A 21438-nucleotide genomic window follows, 5' to 3' on the forward strand; every position below is an offset into this window, starting at 1 on the left:
ATAACATATACGATTCTAATCAGGTAATAAAAAAAACGCCACATAATAAAAATTATGTGGCGTTTTTTTTATTAAATTACGTAACAATATACACTTAGAAAATGCGCAAGACTACCTAATAATACAAAAACATGAAAAATTTCATGATGTCCCATATATTTAAACTCTAGCCATTTTGGCTTTGTGCCATAAATAAATCCACCAATTGTATAAAAAATGCCCCCAAGTACTAAGAAAACAATACCTCCTGTACTTAAATTCTCAGCTAACGGTGCAAAGAACAAAACAATTAACCAACCCATCGTAATATAAATTGCTGTCGATAACCATCTTGGACAATTAAACCAAAACATTTTAAACACAATACCACAAATCGCAGTTGCATAGACTAAACAAAATAATAGCAAACCACTTGCTGAATTTAATGTAATTAAGCAAAAGGGTGCATATGTACCTGCAATTAATATAAAAATCATAGAATGATCTAGCTTCCTAAAGAAGTAAATAACACGTTCATTGGCCACAACACTATGATACACAGCTGACGCCGCATAAAGGACCATCATTCCAATACCAAACAAAATAACAGCTGTAATTGCAGCAAATGATGGCATCTTAATAGAAACTTTCACAAGCATAGCTAATAAGGCAATAAATGATAAGATCGCTCCACCTAAGTGAGTAAATGCGTTAACTGGTTCCCTTACATAAGTATTCATAATAACACCCCTCATATAATTACATATAGTTTTGATAACTACATGTAATTATATACACATTTCTTTTTAAGGTCAACATTTACAATTCATTCGTTTCGTAATACCATATTTAAAGATATATTAAACATTAAGTTCCACTAAGTTATAAAAGTGAGGGATTCTACGTGGAAAATATAAATGAATTACTTGAGACATTACATTTAGAAAAAAATATTAAACTTGAGGATATTCCAAATGTTGACTTATATGTAGACCAAGTTGTCCAACTATTTGAGAATACTTATGCAGATACAACGAGAACTGATGATGAAAAAGTATTAACAAAAACGATGATTAATAATTACGCAAAAGGGAAACTATTCATCCCTATCAAAAATAAAAAGTATTCAAAAGAGCATATGATTTTAATTAGCCTGATTTACCAATTAAAGGGAGCTCTCTCCATTAACGACATAAAAAGTTCATTAGAAAATATAAATGACTCCTTATTAAACGATGATTCATTTGAATTAAATGCGTTATATAAAAATTATCTTGCTCTTACTGCAAGCAATGTCGAAAACTTTAAACAAGACGTAAATAAACGTGTTACAGAAGTAAATAAGATTTCTTCCTTAGAAGGTACAAAGCTAGAAAAATTTCTACTATTAACATCCTTCGTGACTATGAGTAATATGTATAGACGTTTAGCAGAGCAACTAGTTGATGATTTGAAAAAATCATAAATAAAAAACTATCCACCTATTAAAGTGGATAGTTTTTTATTTACTTAATTGCCTCATGAACTTTTAATTGTTTCCCTTTAATCGTTGTAGTCTTCATGACTTTCAAGACAAGTGGTCCTTTTCCATTTAATATTTCAACGTAAGAAACGTTATCTTGTATCGTAATAATGCCTATATCTTCTGCTGTAACACCTTTAATTTTAGCAATTGTACCGACGAAATCTACCGCTCTAATTTTCTTTTTCTTCCCGCCATTAAAGTACAGCTTCATAATGCCTTTGTTTATGTCCGCATTTTTATCTTTCTTAATAATTGGTTTAGCATGTATCTTTTCTTCAAATGCAGCTTTCTCTTTCATAACTTCTTCTTTTGAAGGTCCAATTGCCTTTGGAATTTCAAAACCAATATAATCCTCAATCTCTTCTAAAAATCTATTTTCATATGGTGTTATAAATGTAATAGCTTTTCCACTATTTCCAGCTCGTCCCGTTCTTCCAGTACGATGTACATAGCTTTCTTTTTCAAGTGGAATATCATAATTAATAACATGTGTAATATTATCAATATCAATTCCTCTCGCAGCTACGTCTGTTGCTACTAAATAACGGAATTTTCCTTTTCTAAAATCATCCATGACTTCAAAACGATCTTCTTGTACCATACCACCATGTATTTTGTCACAAGGATAATTAGCTCGTTTTAGCTGTCTATATACATGATCTACATTTTCTTGTGTACGGCAGAAAATAATACAACTATCAGGATTCTCAATCATTGTTACATCTTTAAGTAGTGAAAACTTCTCGTCTTCTATCGCCTCAAAAAGAGTATGTTCAATTTTATCCGTTGTAATCCCAGCTGCTTTAATTTCAATATGAGTTGGTGAATTCATATATGTACGAGACAATTTTTCAACATCTTCTGGAAGTGTTGCTGAAAATAACATTGTCATTCTTTTTGTAGGTAATTCATCAATAATTGCCTCTACTTGATCGATAAAGCCCATATTTAGCATCTCATCTGCTTCATCAATAACTAAATACTTCAAACACTCTAAAGAAAGGGTACCCTTCTCAATATGATCCAATACACGACCAGGAGTCCCAACTACAATGTGTGTCTTTTGCTTTAATTCTAATTTTTGACGTGCAAATGGAGATTTCCCATAAACTGCCGCAGCCTTAATCCTTTTGAATCGACCTATATTTGTAATATCTTCTTTTACCTGCACCGCAAGCTCTCTCGTTGGTGTTAAAACTAATGCTTGTGGTTTATTCTCTTCCCACTCCACCATTTCACAAAGTGGAATACCAAATGAAGCTGTTTTTCCACTTCCAGTCTGAGACTTCACAACAAGATCCTTCTTTTGTAATGCGACTGGAATAACCTCACCTTGTACTTCTGTTGGATGATCATATCCTAACCCAGTAAGTGCCCTTACAATTTCCTTACTTAATTTATAATCAGAAAAACTTTTTTTACTCATATATTAACCTCATTTTATTATGTATTATTTTCTTTTTTATCTTTTGTATACGTTACTATTACCCTACTTATTATACTTGAAACCTTACATAAAAAGGTGGTTCATACCAGATTCCTCTTTTTATATAGAAATAAACCTTATCATTTCATATATTGTTCAACTAATTGATAACATCTTTTTCTCGTATTGTTAGCATTGACTCTTTCATGGTATCCTCCATCCCACTCCAAAAAAATAAAAAGAATACATACAACCTTATATAATTATCTCAATTTTTCAATCTTTACCATAAACGAACAATATAAATAAAAATACATTTTAAATTCGTTTTTAACGTTATTTTTCAGATGTAACATCTAGTTTTTCAAAAAATGTTAAGAAATCCTTTGACTTCTTAATAAAAATAATGTAAATTATCCTATGGACGAACATTTTTGATTAATAAAAATAAAATATTCGTATTTTAGGGGTGTAAATGATGGAAAACGTATTCGACTATGAAGATATTCAATTAATTCCTGCAAAATGTATTGTAAATAGCCGCTCTGAATGTGATACAACTGTCACTTTAGGAAAACATAAATTTAAATTACCTGTCGTGCCTGCAAATATGCAAACGATTATTGATGAAAGAATCGCAACTTATTTAGCTGAAAACAATTACTTCTATATCATGCATCGTTTCCAACCAGAGAAACGAATCTCATTCATTAGAGATATGCAATCACGTGGATTAATCGCTTCTATCAGCGTTGGTGTAAAAGAGGACGAATATGAATTCGTACAACAATTAGCTGCTGAGCAAATTACACCTGAATATATCACGATTGATATCGCACACGGTCATTCTAATGCTGTGATCAACATGATTCAACATATAAAAAAACATTTACCAGAGAGCTTCGTTATCGCTGGAAACGTTGGAACTCCAGAAGCGGTAAGAGAATTAGAAAATGCTGGTGCTGATGCAACAAAAGTTGGTATTGGACCTGGTAAAGTTTGTATTACTAAAATTAAAACAGGCTTCGGAACTGGTGGTTGGCAGCTAGCTGCACTTCGCTGGTGTGCAAAAGCTGCAAGTAAGCCAATTATCGCTGATGGTGGTATTCGTACACACGGCGACGTAGCTAAATCTATTCGATTTGGGGCAACTATGGTCATGATCGGTTCTCTATTCGCTGGTCACGAAGAGTCTCCAGGGGAAACAATCGAAAGAGATGGCAAACTTTATAAAGAATACTTCGGTTCTGCTTCTGAATTCCAAAAGGGTGAGAAGAAAAACGTTGAAGGTAAGAAAATGTTCGTTGAGCATAAAGGTTCTTTAGAAGATACGTTAATCGAAATGGAACAAGATCTTCAATCTTCTATCTCTTACGCTGGCGGAACAAAATTAGATGCTATTCGTACTGTAGATTATGTTGTCGTGAAAAACTCGATTTTCAACGGCGATAAAGTATATTAATTCTTAAATTTAAAAAGAAGGACAAGCATAAAAGTGCTTGTCCTTCTTTTTAATATATAAAAACATAAAATATTTTTATTTTACTGAATTTTCTAGTATCATGTTTTTAAATAGTCTTAATGAGGAGGAGATAGACTTGAAAAATGTAATGGAAAATCGCCTTAATCGCGCAGAGGTGCCTGCTGAACTAACATGGGATTTATCCGATTTGTATAATTCTGATGCCGAATGGCATACCGCATTAAACGTATTAGAAAATGATATACAGAAACTTGATACATTTAAAGGACGTTTACATACCAACTCCACAACTTTATTAAATTGCCTACTTTTAGAAGAAGAGCTTTTAATGAAGTTAACAAAACTGTATTCATATGCAAATTTAAAAGAATCTACTGATCGTACAAATCCAGTTATTCAAGCGAACTCTTCCAAAATTTCTGCTTTATGGACGAAAGTACATACTGCACTATCCTTTATCCATAATGAAATTCTCTCACTTGAAGAAGGAACAATTGAAAAATATTTAACTGACGAAACAAAACTTGAACCTTTCCGTAAGTCGTTACTAGAGATACTCAAAAAAAGGCAGCACACTCTCTCTCCTGAAACAGAAGAAGCACTTGCTGCACTTGGCGAAGTTCATAGTTCTCCATACAAAATTTACGGCATGACTAAATTGGCCGATATGGATTTCACTTCTATACAAGACGAACAAGGAAACGAACTCCCTGTTTCATTCTCATTATTTGAAAGCAAATATGAATTTTCTCCAAGCACATATATACGTCGAAAAGCATATTCATCATTTGTTTCCACACTAAAACAATATAAAAATACAATTGCCACAACATATGCTACTGAAGTTAAAAAACAAGTAACACTTTCTCGTTTACGTAAATATGAATCCGTTACCCATATGCTATTAGAACCACAAAGAGTTCCACTTGAAATGTATAACAACCAACTTGATATTATTTATAAAGAATTAGCACCTCATATGCGCCGTTTTGCAGAGTTAAAAAAGAAAGTATTAGGACTCGATCAAATGCTTTTCTGCGACTTACATGCACCTTTAGATCCCGAATTTAATCCAGCTATTACTTATGAAGAAGCAGGCACGCTCATTCAAGATTCTTTAAAAGTATTAGGCGATGAATATAGTTCAATAATCCAAAAAGGATTCAAAGAAAGATGGGTAGATCTTGCAGATAACGTAGGCAAATCAACCGGGGCATTTTGCTCAAGTCCATACGGCTCTCATCCCTATATTTTAATTACATGGCAAAATACGATGCGTGGATGCTTCACATTAGCACATGAATTTGGACATGCTGGTCATTTCTATTTAGCAAATAAAAACCAACGTATCATGAACGTACGCCCATCTATGTACTTTGTTGAAGCACCATCAACTATGAATGAATTACTATTAGCTCAGCATTTACTAGCGACTACTGACGATAAGAGAATGCGCAGATGGGTCATTCTACAACTACTCGGCACATATTATCACAACTTTGTTACTCATTTACTTGAGGGTGAATATCAACGTAGGGTATATGCTCTAGCAGAAGAAGGACAGGCCCTTACAGCTACAACTTTAACTGAAATTAAAACAAATGTCCTTTCGACATTCTGGGGAGATTCTGTAGAAATCGATGAAGGTGCGGGCTTAACTTGGATGCGTCAGCCTCATTATTATATGGGTCTATATTCTTACACATATTCCGCAGGCCTCACTACAGCTACTGCAATAGCTCAAATGATTAAAGAGGAAGGACAACCTGCTATTGATCGCTGGTTAGATGTGCTTCGCGCTGGTGGTACAATGAAACCACTTGAACTAATGAAACATGCCGGAGTAGATATGTCAAAATCAGATGCAATCCGTAAAGCTGTTTCTTACGTTGGTTCATTAATTGATGAATTAGAGCATTCTTATCAAGAATAAAAAATAAGCCCTCGCTTTATGAGGGCTTATTTCATATTTACTTCCCAAACCTTTTACGATATCCACATTTCCTACAAAGCTCTTCAACCGCAACTCTTTTTGAAAATCCATCGACAATGTTTGTTGCTCTTTCACCTTCTATAATGTTAGAAAATGAATCATTATTAATATTTCCAAGGTTAATAATCCCTTCACCATCTAAACAACAAGGAATAACCGTCCCATTCGCTAAAATTCCTGCCTGATTACGAAGTCCATGACAAAATCCTTTCCCATCATCCTCTTCTTCATGTAATGCTGGCCACTGGAATTCATAGTCTTGATTAATAAAGACACGTTCTGCAATTTTTATACCTTTTCCTGGTGTAAGCTTCTCTTCAATCTGATAAGATAGATCAAATTCATTTTCAATTATGGATAATAACTCTCTATTTTTCTGGATTTCAGCATTTGTTTTATTATCCTGAGTTAAATTCCATAACCTTAACGATACAATTAAATCTGATTGACTTGTCGCTTCCCTAATGAAGGAAAGTATACTCCTTACATAGCCCTCTTTATCTTGCGAACCTGGGTGTCCATCAAAACTATGCAGTGAAAAATTCATTTGTCTTAACGCGGGCTTATTTAACAGCCTATGCCTTCTCTTATTAATTAACGTTCCGTTCGTTGTAATATTAACTTTAAACCCTTTTTCATGACTTAAGTCTAATAGCTGATCTATTTTCGGATGGAGCAACGGCTCACCCTTCACGTGCAAATAAATGTAGTCTGTGTGAGGTTTAATTTGGTCTAATCTTTTAGCAAAATCCTCTACAGAAATGAATTGCTTCTGCCTTTCCGTCGGCGGACAAAAGCTACACGCAAGATTACACACACTCGTAATCTCCAAGTAAAACTTCTTAAACTTCTTCACCTTTAATTCCTCACTTCTCTAACTACTTATACTTTTTCCTCTTCATATTACAGCATATTTTTATAGAAATAGAAACATACTTATTTTAGGAAATGTACATACCATCTAATAATGTTTAAAAGACCATCGGTAATTTTTGTCCAATGGTCTTTCCCACTATTAATTATCTTTAACCTCTTTTACATACTCCCATGTTTCACCTTGATCTTTTGATTGATAAAGTATACTACTATTACCATTGTAGTCTCCATCTGCTCCTTGCCCTACTAGCATGTTAAAAACTCCATCCTTCTCATAAGGCATATTAGGAAAATCAAACGGATTTATTGCCTGTCCACTTTCTAGTTTCACTTCATAATTTGTATAGCTCAACTTTTTAAAAGTTATACCCCCATCATCTGTACGGTATAACCTCCCTTCATTTCCAGAGGGTCTGGCTGCCCTTAAAAATCCGAGCTTTTCATTAAAAAAGATGATTCCTGATGCACTACCTACCGCTTCATTGAACGGGTCTTCATTTATAACTCCCCATGTTTCCCCTCCATCAATTGTCTTGCTTAGTGAATAAAAGGTGCTCCCTAATGCTTTATCTGTGACATCTAGTTTATAACCAACTTCTTTTGAAAAGTAAAATTGCTCATTATTATTAGTTAAATTCTTCTTTTTCTTTTTAGAACTACTTTCCTTACTCCAATTTGGGTCACCTAGTAAATTATATCTAGCAGGTACTACCTCTTTCTCTTTTCCAGGGATAAATATAGATACCGTATATCCAATTATTTCGGACTTTGCTTCTTCAAGCTTCTCTAATTTCCCATCTTTATTAATATTAATAATTCCTTCTCTGTTGTAACCCCAGTTCCTTTTCCCATAATAGACCAGCCCATACTTATCTTCATTCCACTTACTTACAGTTTGTTTAACTGGAATGGCTTGAACTGTTTTAATTAAAGGTTTTACTAATTTATCTTCATTATAATCAGCGTTAACATACCCATTTAATCCTACAAAAATATCTTTTGATTTATTTTTATTATAAGATATTAAGTAGCTTTCCTCTTTTCCAGCAGCATTTTTCCCATAAAGAAAAGTATCAAATGATGTAATTGTTCCATCTGATTTAAATTCCAAAGTAAAATCATCCGACATATATAACTTCTTTGGCAAAGTATATTTCTTATTTATATCTTCAAAAATGCCCTCTACACCATACTTATATATATTATCACGCTCAAGTTTAACTGATCTTTCGTTTTTTACGCTTTCTATAAACCATGCTAGTTTACCGCCATAATTCGTTGCACTTTTATAAATTTTTATCCCATAAAAAGACGTTATAAGGATAAGTATTAGAACAGAAATGTATTTCCATCCCTTTACATTTAATAATTTGGATGATTCGCGTTCCCTATTTTTCACAATTTTAATTGTAGTAAATATAATGATAAGTATTAGAAATGCTATAGATAATAACCAAATATAAATATTATTATTCATTCTCCCATACATACATAATAAAGCTAACTCATAACAAAAAATCCAGTATACGATTATTACTAATGGATTTTTTAGTAATGATGCCAATATTTTTTTCATATCTTCCTTAAATATGTTAATCCCCCCTAAGTACATCTAATACTTCTTTTTTCCTATATTGAGTATACTTGATTTCACCAGGCACTTGCATACCCCCATATTTACTGTACATCTTCATTACATATCGGTTAAATCTAAAATAATAAAATGCGTATAAAAAAGCACTCTATCTTGTAAAGATAAGTGCTTTTTTCTTGATTATATTTTTTATTCAATATACAGCCAATAATACTTCATGTTGGTACACAAGGCATGATTAATTTCGGATCAATATTTATGATACAGTTCACCGTAACTAATCTAAATAAGTTTACTTTTTATTATCTTTATAATTGAATTTAACAAAAAAGGTAGTGCCTTCCGATCCTGTTTGAATTTCTATTTTTGCATTATGGCGGGCAGCAATGGCATAACATACACCTAACCCCAATCCAGTTCCATTATCTTTGGTCGTGTAAAATGGCGTACCCAGTTTCTCTAAGACTTCAGGCCTGATACCTTTTCCTTGATCGTGCACTGCAAGCACCACACAATTTTGACCTTCCTTGTAGGTGCTAATGGTTAGAACTTTCCCTGTATTCATCGCTTCTAAGCCATTACGATATAGATTCATTAATAATTGCCGTATCTCATTACGATTTAAAAGTAATTCCGGAATGTCATTTGTATCGACTTGAATATATTTATTTTGATTATACGTATCAATCTTTATTAAAGGGATAATATCGCGGATAATTGAATTTAAATCTAACATCTGCAAATCTAATTTCCTTGTATTACCCATTGAGAGAAATTCAGTAATAATAGAATTGGCACGGTTAAGTTCTTCAATCATTAAATGAAAGTACTTATTATGTTTCTCATAGGTATTCTCTTCTTTTAATAACTGCAAAAATCCTAGTACCGTTGTCATTGGATTTCTAATTTCATGGCTGATACCTGCTGCCATTTGCCCTATTAAATCAATGTTAGATAATCTTTTCAATTCCTGTTCATATTTCTTTTTTTCCGTTATGTTTTTAAAAATACAGCAAATACCATCATCATACGGGTATGCAATAACTTCGTGCCAATATTCATCTGCAGTAGAAAGAAATTCGAAATGAACTGTAGTTCGCTCTGACATCGCACGATGAAATTCCTTATACATAACTGTGTCGATGTCACTCGGGAAAACATCCCATATATTCTTTCCTAATACATCTTTTGCTGTTTTTCTTTGCGGAAAATATTGGTGCTTATTTACGTACGTAAATTCCCATTTATTATTTAAAGTAAAGAATCCATCCGTAATACATTCAATCACACTTGTAACTTTTTCATTAGCAGCAGCTAGCTCTCCCGTTCGCTCTTTCACTATGCTTTCTAGTTGATCCATATATAACAAATTTGAAAACGTAGGGGCTGTGGCATCAACGATAGATTTTGCTAGTTGAATTTGAGAATTATCGTAATTGTGAGCTTTTCCTTCTTTGCCAACGACGATTACCCCTAATACTTCTCCCACTGAAACCAATGGAATCATCAATAGATCCTTACTATCTATATTTTTTGTTTGAATAACCTCTTGGATCTTGGCTTCATAGCTTTTCTCTGTCCGATCCGCTTCTGTCCAATCACAGCCCTTACTTAATTTCATTGTTTTAATCGTTGTTTTATCTAGCGGATCTAGAAGATGGGCAGTCATATTTTTACTCTCTAAAATCTGTTCTAAGTAAAAAAAGCATTTATCAAAACTCTCCTGTATCGAAGAACACATTGATAAATCACGGGTAACATTTAGTAACAGCTGCTTCTCAGCAATAAGGTTTTCCTTTTGTGTTAAATTATTTGCGTTTTGAATTGCGACCGCGGCCATATTTACATAAGCTTCAACACTTTGAATTTCTGAATCTGTTAAGTTCATCGGAATCCCATAATCAAATAAAAAAAACAGACCAAATAACTCTTGCCTAAATGAGATAGGCAGAGCTAATAAGGACTTAATTTTAAACGCATCAACTGGTCTCGGATCTGGTCGATGATCCTTTGAGGTATCAGGAATATAGATGGTTTTTTTCGTTTCAATAACTTCTTTTGCCAGTAAGTCTATTTCAGGATCAATTACCTGAGTATCGAGCGTTACGCCATTTATGGTCTCTGGTTTTCCTGCAAACCCTCTAAATGTTCCATCTTCCTGTGGTAAATAAATTCCAACAGCATCGCACCTAACAATCTCCTCTGATATCGCCATTGTCACACGCTGCAATACTTCACGTAGTTCTAATTTCGTATTTATTATTTTTGTTATATTCGCGAGCCTAGAATATCTCGTCTGATCACTTACCATTCACATAGCCTCCAGTTATAGGCATAATAAAATAAATATGATAATATCAGTGTCCTACCTTTATTTTACATAGAATATCTTACTTATGATACGGTTCACCGTAATAGGAGTAAGTGAGGTTTATTTAATTGTACAAATTTATAACCTTCAAAATCTCCTCAGCTAAATTATTAATAGCCACTCTATTCGACCCTTCAATATATATCACTTCTTTTCCTTGCTCTATGGCCTCTTTATGATCCGCCTGTGACCAAACTATCTTACCCTGTATTTTTTGTAGTTCCTCTATAAATAAACTCTTTAGTTTTCTATAATATGTTTTGTCGTCCTTGTTTTCAGGAATTTGTTTATCTACTTGGTTAAAAATTCGTGGAAATACCTTTAACATTGCACCAATTCCTAATGTTTTAGGAAGCTGTGATTTTTTCTCTTTCAAAACATAGTGCGCTTTTTCACTTAGGTTTATATCTCCTATGGACACAGGCCAGTCATCTGGGAAAACTTCCCTAATGGCATTAAAGTAGTTCAATAAAATATTAAACTGAGTACTAAGGTCATAATTAGAAAGTATCCCATTATACACTAATGGGTAGATTTCTTCTACCAAGAATGCTTGCGAGACCGCCCCTTCACCTGTACCTAACATTCTAATTTGTTTATATAAAGGTGATTTTTCATTGTTATATAGCGTAATACAAATACGGTGACAATTTTGTACAATTTCAATTTCTTTATTATTTAATTTCATAGCTTGATTTGAATCTAACATTGGTGCTAAATCATATATCAAGGATTTATCAACTGCTTTTTGCGTCGAGTTAATATCCACAAATACCTTTGCTGAAGTCGATAGGGATACTCCAAATAATAATACGATAGGAAGTTCCATGTTATCAATATCTTTATCTTCACTACTAAATAATCCAGCTAGTCTATGCTGCCCATCAATTGCTGTTAGTTCATAATCTTCATTAAGTTCAATTTTATACATACCTAACTCTTCATTTACAGGATCTATAAAAGATTCATAATCCTCTTCTATACTCCTGTTTTCAATTTTTTTATTAAAGCAACCTAAAATTAGCGCATTAGGCAAAAAATTGTCGCTTTGCCTAATATATTTTGCTATAGATTCTAATTTAAGCAATTGTAACTGTCTCTGTACACGTTCAGGCCCATAAGACACTCGAAGGCCCCTTTTCTCTATACCTTCTAGATACTCTACAAATTTTTGTTGTTCCCGATCTTTTAAAGTTTCTAAATATGGATATCTAAAATTTAATACCACTAACTTTTTTAATTCTTTTACTTTTAATTTTGATATGTAAATCTCTTCTTTTTTTTGAATTACCTTTATTAAGGGAACCTTCATGAACATTTCCACCTCTATCCTATATAATTCCTATTTCTTCTTGCATATCCTCAACAACTTGTTGTCCCCTCATTACTGAATTATCGAAACTCTCAATAACTCCCTGAATGTTTTTTACAACAATTATATTTCTATTACTTAACATCCTCACAAATAAATAAATTAAATCGATTAATAGAACTAGCCCAGTTCCCGCTATTAAATTCACCGTTAATGGTAAATTAAAAAGGAACCCTACACCATTGCTATTTGAGGTGATTTTATCCCATTTGGAAAATAAATATGTGGTACTCATTAAAAAAAGTAAAAGTGTGATAGCATATTTTACAAATTCAGATTTAGACATAAATGAATTTTTCTCTAAATCCGTCTCAATCACATAATTATCTCCATGTATATCCCCTGTCAAATAGTCGTAAGCATATATCTTACATTTAGAAGACGTTAAAAACTTAAATGATATTTTTTTCTTAACCTTATCTTTAATTATTCCTAAAACTGAAGAAATAGAATCCTCTATTTGCTTATTTTGCGTCAAAATTATCACTGACAAGGTCTTACTTTCGTTTCCTATTAATCCATTATGCATGTCTTTAAATATAAAATATTCAAACTCTTGCTTCTTATCATAAGCAATAATTTGCTTCGAATCATACAAAGATCTCATTTTTTCATTTAAATTATTCCAACACTTTCTTAAATGGTTATTATACTTTGTTTCATTAAAGTCTGGATCGCTGATACTATGAGAACAAGTTTCAATATAAATTTCTTTCATCATAGCTACAACTTCCTTTTCCTTTATCCATGGCAATTTAGACTTCCTAATTGAAGCCTTTAATTCGATAACTAGCAAAAAATTCCCCTCCCCCTTTAACACTAACCGTTTCTATTATACAAGAAAACTCCCCCTACAATAAGAGCACTCTACTTACATAAATTTTGGACAATATTTTAAATAATACACTTCTACTTCCTTATACCTATGGAAATAAGCTCTATTGGTGTCATATTGTTCACCTCTTTAATCTAAAATTATACAAGGAGGAATAAACTGTATTCCTCCTATTTTCAATTAATTAACATATTAGCTTTTACACTAAATATATCTGTAGGTATCCTAAACAAAGCTAATAGGCTTAACTAATTCCCCATCTTTTAGTAAACCCATTCCAATATCTAGCAAACCCCGTTTATCTTGCAATAGATAAACAATATTGGATACACCACCATTATAGTAGAATATCCAACACTTTAATTCATCTTTGATTTCATTCGGAATCATAGCCTTAACTTCCTCATTTTGAATCATTGTTGCTGATAATGTTCTAATATCTACTATCCATTCCTTCTCAGCAAGATGTGGATGATGTTCCTCAATATAATCCCTAAATAGTCTAATAATGCTCATATACTATTCACTCCTTTTTATAAGTCAATAACAATAGGAAAAGAGGGAGAAAGTTCATCATTTCATAATGAACTCTCCCCCTCTCAAATGTTAAAATGTTGAATGACTTCTTCATTAAAAATAATAATAAAAAAGATTTTTAACTTCAGTTAAGAATCTTTTCATACTTCACTACTTATTCATCCTTTGTTTTACTTCTTCCATTTTAGAGTAAAAATCTGTCTCCATATCCCTTTCAAAGAAGTTAGCTAATTTACACAAGTAAGCAATACAATCAGAAATTTCTTTTCCAAGCTCCTCCGTAATTTGTTCCTTTGCTAATTGAAAGGCTTCTACCTCCGCATAACCTTCAAGCATTTTCTTTTCTGTTATTACAAATAACTCTCTTAATAATTCTGCGATCTCTGCTACCTCTGTTGTTAGTAACATATGATTTGTTAATAGTGATGTTTTACATCTTTCATAAGAATTATCTTTGATATGAAAGTTAAGCTCCCGCTGGTATCCTTTTGTAAACCCCTGAAGTTCTTTCATCTTTCCACCTCTAGTTTCTATCCTTTATCCCCACAATAATAACACTTTAAAATTAAATAAGTGCTTTTCCCTTACTTATTTATAAACAAATAAACAATAACTACTCCCGCCCCAAATCCACATAAAAACCATCGCATCAACCTCTTCCACCTTTCCTAAAAATTCTTTTTGACCTGTAAACAAACTGTTACTGCCAGTGTTAGACCTGCTGTAAAAAGTTTGATTGGATCCATGTAATCACCTCCTTTAAATAGCAATCAATACTGAAAAAGAGGTAGATGACTTATCATTTGACAAGTCATCTACCTCTATTTTCAGTTCTTTTAATACTTCATTATTAAATTTTAATTGGATACTCTCAATTTTTCTATCTTCATTGATTGTGATTTTATGAATGAGTAAATGTAACAACCTTTTTCGTTGTTCCCTAGTTAAAGCATTTTGAAAAGCCTTTGAGAAATTTAATAATACCTCTTTAATCATTTCATAAGAAACAACTTTCACTGTATTTCCTTGTATTTGCTTTCTTAAAGGTTCCATCAGTTCTTTTAATTCTTGTATTTGTCCTTCTAATCTTTTCGCTTTTTCTACATACATTGCTTTGGAAATTAACTCATCTGTATAAGCATCAAACGTTTTCGAAAGCTTTTGTTCCGCCTCATTCATCTGTTTAGCGTACATTTCAAATTCCTTTTGTAGCGGCGCAAATTTTTTTCCATTTCGACTGTTCACACTTTTTACAAGCTCTTTAATAAGTTTATCACTATGCATCAATCGTTGAAGTTTATCTAATGTAAACGCATCTGCGTACTCCGTTCGTACACCATTTGACCGGCACACTAGTGTACCCTTATTTTTCCACGAACCACAAACATAGTATTCAAGAACTCGTTTAGTTCCATCTTTTAATGTGTTTGTAGTTGGGCTGATGACCATTCCTGCCCCACAAGCTGGACATCTCATAATGCCTGTTAGTGGGAATTCACCATCATGTATACGATTTGGTTTACATGAACGACTTTGATAAACATTTTGGGCTACTTGCCACACCTCTTCTGAAATGATTGGTTCATGTTCCCCTTTTTGAATGATCGGATTAGGATTGATATTATTTCGTCTTTTCTCATTCCAATCTTTACGAACGTTGTATCGAATATAACCAGCATAAACTGGATTCGTAACAATTATTTTAATTGCATTCAATGAAAAAGTTTTGCCCTTTTTTGTTCGGTATCCCTTTTTATTGATACAGTTAGCAATTGATTTATAACCGTGTCCAGAACCATACATTTGAAAAATCAACTGAACAGTATTTGCCTCTCTTTCATTGATAACAAGATGCGTATCTTTACGTTTCCTATTATCACTTGATATCTCTACAACATCATATCCCAGCACTTGTCCACCATTCCAACGTCCTTCCTTTGCCCTAGCTATCATCCCCATCTTTACATTTTCCGCAATATTGTTACGTTCATATTCAGCAATAGCAGCCATCAGTTGAAATTGTAATTTTCCAGGCGGGGTTTCTGTTTCATACTTTTCTGTATACGAGCGAAAAGCGATGTTTTTACTATTTAATTTTTCAACAATGTTCATTAAGTCCAAACTTTTACGTGCCAAACGATTCATTTTCCAAACAAGTACTACTTCAAATTTCTTTTGTTCTGCATCATTCAACATTCTCTGGACTGCCGGTCGCCCCGAAATATTTTTTCCACTAATTCCTCTATCCACGTACTCATCATAAACCAAATATCCTTCACTCTTACAAAATTCATTGAGGACACGTAATTGTTCATCAATACTGTAACCTTCTTCGGCTTGTTCAATAGTAGATACTCTTGCGTAAATTGCTACAGTTTTAGTTTCCGTATTCTCTATCATTTTGCATCAGTTCCCCCTTCTTGTTTTAGATAATTAATTAGCATTGAAGTTAAAATAGCAAGTACTTCATTTATATTTTCTTTTTCCATTATCAAAGCCTCACTTTTATAATATATATCTATAATTTCTCTTATTACATTTAGTGGTCAAAAAAGAAAAGGCGAAAAACTTTTCGAAAAAAATGAATAACATAATTTTAAAACTTTTCAGCTTAAAGCCAATTTGACCACTAAATTAGTTAAAATGATTCTAATTTAATCCCTTCAAAGTATTCATGACCTTGAATTCGTTTTTCCACAATAGATAATTCCTTACTATCTATCACATTCATTAAGTCCTTATAAAACCTTTGGCGTGTGCGAATACGATCAATCTCATTTTGCTCACACCAAAGTTTAAAGTGATTGTATAATTCACTACGTTTTAATTTAGAAGATGCATCATATACAACGATAGATTCAAAAAAATTAAGAACTGGATTCTGCGATAAGCGGTATTTCCTCAACTCTTCTTTGATTACCGATGAGCAGCTAAATACATAGTTGTTTTCTCTTAATCTTTTGAGCCCTTCAATAGCCCAATTAAAAATACCAGGTAATTCTTCAGTTAATTCCATTAGTAAATCTCGGTTTTGTTCTGACTCACTAAATGTACGTTTAAAAGGAATAATACACATCCTACGAAAATAGCCATTTGTTAAATCATTTGTATCCGGTAGCTCGTTACCCAAAAACACCAGTCTACATTTTGACTTATAGTTAGTAATTGAAGGTCTATATTTTAAATTAATATTCATCCCGTCTCCACTAACAATAGCCTTAAATGCTTCCGTATTTAATTGCGAACCTCGCATTTCATTCTCAGGTGCAATGTTAACGGTTTTACCTATGATACCCTCTAGCCCAAAATCCGAACTAAAATGAGAAAGTGGAATACTACTCACATTCTGTTCACCAACTAATATAGCTATGATACGTGCCAAAACACTTTTTCCATTTGCACCCCTACCAAAAAAATAAAATGCTTTTTCACATCTAATTTCTGGGCTCAATAAGTAACCCATTAACTCTTGTATTACATTTTCCAATTCTTTATCATTACAAGTAATATCCTTAATAAATTGCTTAAATGTAGGACAATCTGCCTCGCCATCATATTTAATTGGTATTTGAACTGTAGATAAGAAGTTAGGGTGATGTTTTTCTAACGAACCAGCCTTTAATGAATACATACCATTTTGCAAATTAACGTATTCACGCATGCAATCCAATTGTGATTTTGAAAAACATTCCCGTTTAATAGCTTGAATGGCTTCTTTTTCATGACTACTTCGCCAACTATGCTCTAATCCTTCATTCATTAATATTCGAACAAGCCTCCCCATCTCCGTATCTGTCAATAACTTAAATACCCCCTGTTTGCTATAAGCATAAAGTAAACCATTCTCATCACAAACCATTTTTACTCTTGTAAGAAAATAATCTGCAAATAAATTAGAATTAAATCGATACTTTATCTTTTTTTCTTCATAAATAAAACCTGTTTGGATTGCTTTTGATACCTGAACCGCATGATGCAGTTCAGATGTTAAAAATTTCACATGATCTGAATTAATGGTTTGAATTAATGAGAAGTCTAATTCATCAACCACTTTTTTAGATAACAAAAGTTCCAATAGCTTTTTTAGAGATATATTCTTTACTTGTCTTGCAGCAGCTGCAAGTTGGCTAATGGAAGACAAGTCATTAATATTTTCCGTTAAAGATTTGAGACTGCCATGACAATTAAGTATATGTATTTTTTTTAGTTCAAATTCTTGTATAAATTCATTCATTTATGTTGCCCTCCCAAGATGTTAATACGATTTTTTGATACACCCTTCCATTTGAAAAATTGGTTTTAAAATAGCAAGTTCCTCTTTCACCAATTAAATCTTGTACCAAAATTTCATCTTTGACTTCTCCAAACTGACGAAATTGACTAATAAAATCATAAAATGAAGAATGGGCACTATTGTCATCATAAAGCATATATAATTGATCAATTTCAAAGTCTTCATTTTCATTCCAAACTTTAAAAACCAATTTTAAAAAACGCTGGGAGGTACGTGCAGTAATGACTTCATATCTGTCAATTTGAAAAGCGTACTCTACCTTTAGAGATGTTAATTGATTAAAATTATTGTTTTGCATTAAATTCACTCACTTTCGGTTTATTTAATGCTGCAGCATGTTTAGTTTAGATTCGAATCTGCAAATAAGAGCTATTTACAAGTTTTATTAAAAGCTATATTCAACTATAAAATCAACAATTAAATTATTATATTAGAATAATTTAATTTCGGTGAAAAAAAATAAAAAGACGTTTGTAATTAGTCCATAACTACAAACGTCTGAAAATAAACATGTCTAAAATGTGAACTTCTATTTTTTTAATAACTTTTCATAAACTTTTTCTCCATCTTTTAAGCAAATTAAAAAGAGTGGATAATTTGCATTGGCATTGGCATCGGATACCATACAAACCATCCACTCATTTTCTTCTGTATCATAAACATATGTGTGAACTAATACTAAATCAGGAGTAATTGCCAGTAATACTTCTGACAGGAGATTCTCATCCAGATCTTCCTTATATAAAAGCATAGTTTCTTCCCCTACCTGTTCTTCATCAATAACTACACTAAATTTGTAATTCATGAAGCTACAAAATCCTTCTAATCCTAAATCCATTAGTATCTCCTCCTTATAAATAAAACTGCCCTAGCCTCTAATTAAGGCTAGGACTACTAATTCTCTTTCATGACTATAATATATAATTTAAAAATTCTTTATTACGCCTAAAACAATGCCCCTATCTTTCAAGTTATTGATAAACCACCCTATAATATTTTATATATCTTCTCATTTTTTGGTATAGGTTTATTAAAATAGCATATATTTATATTTTTTCTTATTACCCAATAATCTCTAATTTTTGTATAATAAAGGTAGAAAATATTATTATACTTAGGGGCGGAGATTTTATTGTTATTACATTTAAAAGGTTTAATAGAACAAACTTCTCAAGTATCCGGGGACTCTTTAATAATTCAACCCTATACAACTGGGAACTTAAAAAGCATCCAATTTAAAATAGGTATCGAAGAAAATATTATTAGCTTTACTTTAACAACAAACAAATCGCTTATGACTAGGATTTACGAAATTTCTGAAAATATCGGCGGATTCTATAAAAAATTTATCCCAATTAATGAAACGACTTTAACCTTTGCTGATAAAATTACAAGCAGCAGTAATCCCGCAGAAATTAAAAATTTATTTGATTTGTTTTATAAAAGAGCGATGGGAATTGTTGAAAGCTCTCAAAATATTATTATCTATGATTTAGGTAGAGAATACATTTTTACCGAGAAGCGTGCTACTCATGCGTTTGCAGTTTTAAAGGATTTAAATTGGCATACACGTACAGAAATAGAAGGCGAAAAGCCTGATGGCACTAGAAAATATGGTGATCCAAGCAGAACAGTCACAGTTCTAGAGGAATGTGGTTTTGATTTATCTCGTAGTTATACTTACGAAAATAATCAAAGAATGCAACAATATAAACTAAATAGTATTGAACAAGATGTTGATAATATTAAACGAAGAACTACAATTACAAAAAAAATGAAGTCTTTCATTTTTGAACGGGATAATTTCCGCTGTGCAATTTGTCAAAATACATTTGAAGAGAGTTTTTTAGAGCCTGATCACAAAACCCCTATTCAAATTACAGGTGACGAAATAGATATCACAGATCCAAATTGGGCAGGAAAATTACAAACTATGTGTAAAATCTGCAACGGGAGGAAACGGGAGGTTTGTAAGAAATGTACTACTTTTGATTGTGACAACTGTCCTTGGTGTCACCCTGAACAACTATTACAAAGTATGGTTAGAATTTCAGGAGAAAGTTACAAAAAAGCTTTGGAAAATGCTACTGCACTTAATATAGATGTAGATGTATATATTGAAAATTTAATAAATTCTGCTGAAAATTTTGATTTATAGTATTCTAAAGGGATGTAATATTGACTTATTACATCCCTTAGTAAAATTTCAAGAACTTATTTCTTTAGCTACATAATAAGCTAATAGTGGCGGTACAGCATTCCCAATCTGCCGATAACAGGATGTAGTCGAACCTACAAATTCATAATCTAAAGGGAAACTCTGAATGATTGCTACTTCCCTAACAGATAATCTTCTATGATTTTTAGGATGGTGATTTATCACAGCGCCACCTTTATTATCCCCTCTAGCAGTAATAGTTGGCGATGGTTTGTTTGGGTCTGTAACCCTGTGCCCGATATAGCCATTAAATTTCAAACGATATTGACTATACACATGATTTAACAGATTATGAGCTTCATCTGGTTCTGGTATATCAGACAAAGCCTCTCCAATAGTCACCCATTTCTGAAGAGCATTTAAATTAAATAAATCAAAAGTCGGACTCTCCTCATGAGTAGGGGTTGGATAACTATAAGTTAAATCTAAATCTTTTCGTACACCCACTATAAAAACACGTTGTCTAGTTTGTGGTACACCATAATCAGCTGCATTTAAAAGTTTATATTGTACATTGTAGCCAGCATTCTCAAAATCCTTACAAATCATTTTGATAACTGCACCTTTTCCTAAACTTAAAATACCTTTTACATTCTCAGCCACAAAGAACTTCGGCTGTTTATCTTGAATAACTCTTAACATCTCTAAATAGAGTGTATTTCTTTCATCATCTACAGATCGATTCATATTAGCTACGGAAAATCCTTGACAAGGAAATCCACCAATGACAATATCTCCATCTGGTATATTATTAGTATCCACTTCTTTTAAATCTTTTAACACTATATGATTGCCGATATTTTTTTTATAAGTTTCAGCTGCATCCTCATATAGATCATTTGCCCAAATTATTTCATGTCCAGCTTGAATAAATCCTAAATCCATTCCTCCAGCACCTGAAAACAGCGAAATTACTTTCATTATATTCATTCACT

18 protein-coding genes are annotated in these 21438 nt (G+C 32.4%); 4 read left to right on the plus strand and 14 right to left on the minus strand.

Annotated features, from left to right (window positions below; genetic code table 11):
* Positions 1-71 precede the first annotated feature (71 nt).
* Positions 72-719 carry a PAQR family membrane homeostasis protein TrhA gene (gene trhA / locus BCG9842_RS26980; protein WP_001099726.1) on the minus strand — a complete coding sequence of 216 codons (648 nt, stop codon included), beginning with the start codon at positions 717-719 and terminating at the stop codon, positions 72-74.
* 164 nt (positions 720-883) lie between these two features.
* On the opposite strand from trhA, the gene BCG9842_RS26985 reads away from it, so the two are divergent.
* Entirely contained in the window at positions 884-1444 is a 561-nt protein-coding gene (locus BCG9842_RS26985; RefSeq protein WP_000427875.1) for a DUF1836 domain-containing protein, read from the plus strand.
* 40 nt (positions 1445-1484) lie between these two features.
* On the opposite strand, the gene BCG9842_RS26990 is transcribed toward BCG9842_RS26985, so the two are convergent.
* On the minus strand, positions 1485-2930 hold the full coding sequence (locus BCG9842_RS26990) for a DEAD/DEAH box helicase (protein ID WP_000039346.1): 1446 nt from the start codon (positions 2928-2930) through the stop codon (positions 1485-1487).
* 478 nt (positions 2931-3408) lie between these two features.
* Here BCG9842_RS26990 and guaC point away from each other — a divergent pair, with 478 nt between their 5' ends.
* On the plus strand, positions 3409-4392 hold the full coding sequence (gene guaC, locus BCG9842_RS26995) for a GMP reductase (protein ID WP_000432438.1): 984 nt from the start codon (positions 3409-3411) through the stop codon (positions 4390-4392).
* Between the two features lie 136 nt (positions 4393-4528).
* Entirely contained in the window at positions 4529-6346 is a 1818-nt protein-coding gene (pepF, locus tag BCG9842_RS27000; RefSeq protein WP_000800235.1) for an oligoendopeptidase F, read from the plus strand.
* Positions 6347-6383: 37 nt separating this feature from the next.
* Here the strand turns inward: pepF and BCG9842_RS27005 are convergent, their stop codons facing one another.
* From BCG9842_RS27005 to BCG9842_RS27055, 11 genes are all read right to left on the minus strand, one after another.
* Complete coding sequence (locus tag BCG9842_RS27005; protein ID WP_000713633.1) at positions 6384-7262, minus strand: radical SAM/SPASM domain-containing protein; 879 nt, start codon at positions 7260-7262, stop codon at positions 6384-6386.
* Positions 7263-7421: 159 nt separating this feature from the next.
* A complete protein-coding gene (locus BCG9842_RS27010; RefSeq protein ID WP_000280571.1) occupies positions 7422-8894 on the minus strand; it encodes a WD40/YVTN/BNR-like repeat-containing protein in 1473 nt (490 codons plus the stop codon).
* Positions 8895-9168: 274 nt separating this feature from the next.
* Positions 9169-11187, minus strand: a complete 2019-nt coding sequence (locus tag BCG9842_RS27015; RefSeq protein WP_000253120.1) for a GAF domain-containing sensor histidine kinase — start codon at positions 11185-11187, stop codon at positions 9169-9171.
* Between the two features lie 124 nt (positions 11188-11311).
* Complete coding sequence (locus tag BCG9842_RS27020; protein WP_000867879.1) at positions 11312-12559, minus strand: DGQHR domain-containing protein; 1248 nt, start codon at positions 12557-12559, stop codon at positions 11312-11314.
* A 19-nt stretch (positions 12560-12578) separates the two neighbouring features.
* Complete coding sequence (locus BCG9842_RS27025; RefSeq protein WP_000960166.1) at positions 12579-13415, minus strand: hypothetical protein; 837 nt, start codon at positions 13413-13415, stop codon at positions 12579-12581.
* 264 nt (positions 13416-13679) lie between these two features.
* Positions 13680-13970, minus strand: coding sequence for a hypothetical protein (locus BCG9842_RS27030; protein ID WP_000022654.1), 291 nt, complete (start codon positions 13968-13970; stop codon positions 13680-13682).
* A gap of 171 nt (positions 13971-14141) precedes the next feature.
* A complete protein-coding gene (locus tag BCG9842_RS27035; RefSeq protein ID WP_000661452.1) occupies positions 14142-14504 on the minus strand; it encodes a hypothetical protein in 363 nt (120 codons plus the stop codon).
* A 246-nt stretch (positions 14505-14750) separates the two neighbouring features.
* On the minus strand, positions 14751-16391 hold the full coding sequence (locus BCG9842_RS27040; RefSeq protein ID WP_000572220.1) for a recombinase family protein: 1641 nt from the start codon (positions 16389-16391) through the stop codon (positions 14751-14753).
* Between the two features lie 238 nt (positions 16392-16629).
* Positions 16630-18225, minus strand: a complete 1596-nt coding sequence (locus BCG9842_RS27045) for a DNA primase family protein (protein ID WP_015945944.1) — start codon at positions 18223-18225, stop codon at positions 16630-16632.
* Complete coding sequence (locus BCG9842_RS27050) at positions 18218-18583, minus strand: hypothetical protein (RefSeq protein WP_001180664.1); 366 nt, start codon at positions 18581-18583, stop codon at positions 18218-18220. The genes BCG9842_RS27045 and BCG9842_RS27050 overlap by 8 nt, the downstream gene beginning before the upstream one ends.
* Before the next feature lie 231 nt (positions 18584-18814).
* Entirely contained in the window at positions 18815-19123 is a 309-nt protein-coding gene (locus BCG9842_RS27055) for a hypothetical protein (RefSeq protein WP_000363045.1), read from the minus strand.
* A 294-nt stretch (positions 19124-19417) separates the two neighbouring features.
* On the opposite strand from BCG9842_RS27055, the gene BCG9842_RS27060 reads away from it, so the two are divergent.
* Positions 19418-20443: an HNH endonuclease gene (locus BCG9842_RS27060; RefSeq protein ID WP_000924296.1), complete on the plus strand. Its 1026-nt coding sequence runs from the start codon at positions 19418-19420 to the stop codon at positions 20441-20443.
* 48 nt (positions 20444-20491) lie between these two features.
* On the opposite strand, the gene BCG9842_RS27065 is transcribed toward BCG9842_RS27060, so the two are convergent.
* A complete protein-coding gene (locus tag BCG9842_RS27065) occupies positions 20492-21433 on the minus strand; it encodes a DNA cytosine methyltransferase (protein ID WP_001024356.1) in 942 nt (313 codons plus the stop codon).
* Positions 21434-21438: the final 5 nt, after the last annotated feature.

The organism is Bacillus cereus G9842 (genome assembly GCF_000021305.1).
GTDB lineage: Bacteria > Bacillota > Bacilli > Bacillales > Bacillaceae_G > Bacillus_A > Bacillus_A thuringiensis_S.